The sequence below is a fragment of the Paragemmobacter kunshanensis genome (assembly GCF_011059185.1).
GTDB lineage: Bacteria > Pseudomonadota > Alphaproteobacteria > Rhodobacterales > Rhodobacteraceae > Paragemmobacter > Paragemmobacter kunshanensis.
This window is the reverse complement of the sequence record NZ_JAALFE010000098.1, coordinates 1-1,038: the sequence shown is the minus strand read 5'-3', so window position 1 is coordinate 1,038 and position 1,038 is coordinate 1. Positions and strand designations below refer to the sequence as shown.

Genomic DNA, 1,038 nt, shown 5'->3' with positions numbered 1-1,038 from the left:
TGGGCGAAGGTCAGCGACCGCGCCTCGGCCAGCGTGACCGGGTCGCCTTCCTCGTCGGCCGAGGCCGGATAGGCATCCACCTCGTCGAGGAAGATGTAGCGCGCCGGTGTGGAGCGCAGCCCGACCGCCGAGTTCGCGCCGGTCATGATCAGGATGCCGCCTGCGAACTCCTTCGACAGCATCGTGTTGCCCGCATCGCGCGACCGGGCCGGTTTGACCCGCTCCCGCAGCTCGGGGCTTTCCTCGATCAGCGGGTCGATCCGCTGGCGCGAATTGCGCTTGGCCAGTTCCACCGTCGGCTGGACCGCCAGCATCGGCCCCGGCGCCTGGTGGATCGCGAAGCCGATCCAGTTGTTGCCCGCCTCGGTCGCGCCGACCTGCGCGGCCTTCATGAACACAATCCGCTGCATCACATCGCCGGGCGACAGCCGGTCCATGATTTCACGCATGTAAGGCGTGCGCGCGGTGCGATACCGCCCCGGTTCGGCCGAGGCGCGTCCCGACAGCATCCGGTGCCGGTCCGCCCAATCCGAAACAGTCAGGTCGGGGTCGGGCCGCAGCCCGCTGCCCCAGTCGCGCAGGATCTCGCCAGCGCCGTCGAAATCGGTCAGACCATCATCATCACCGGAGACCGGGCCGGACCTCGGCAAGCTCGTCGAGGTGGGCACGGACATGTTTTTCCAGGACCTTCTGCATCGCGGCGGGTTCCACGCCCAGTTCCGCCGCCATCAGCGCCGCCGCACGCGAAGGCCAGTTCACCCATGCGTCCCGTTCCTCTCGCGCCAGGCGGAACACCAGCGCCAGCGCTCGCGCCCGCTCGATCAACTCCCCCTTCAGCTTCTGCAGCCGGATGCGCCGTTCCTGCGCCTTCAGTACCTCGTTGGCGGTCTTGGCCTGCAGGAACGTCGTGCCGCCGCCGATGGCCGGGACCGCCAACCCTTGTTCGCGCAGCGTGTCGCCGACGGCAGCCACAGCAGCTTCGGGGACGGGCTTCAGCTTCGGTTCGGGTGGCTTCCGGGTCTTGGACGGGTCCGTCGT

At 68.9% G+C, this 1,038-nt stretch carries 2 protein-coding genes; both read right to left on the bottom strand.

Annotation, left to right across the window (positions count from 1 at the left end; genetic code table 11):
- On the bottom strand, positions 1 to 674 hold a 674-nt coding region (locus G5V65_RS21945; protein WP_206526939.1), incomplete at its 3' end, for a phage terminase large subunit family protein.
- Positions 622 to 1,038 (bottom strand): hypothetical protein (locus tag G5V65_RS21940; protein WP_165054761.1); only part of this gene is annotated, 417 nt, incomplete at its 5' end. The genes G5V65_RS21945 and G5V65_RS21940, both read right to left, overlap by 53 nt.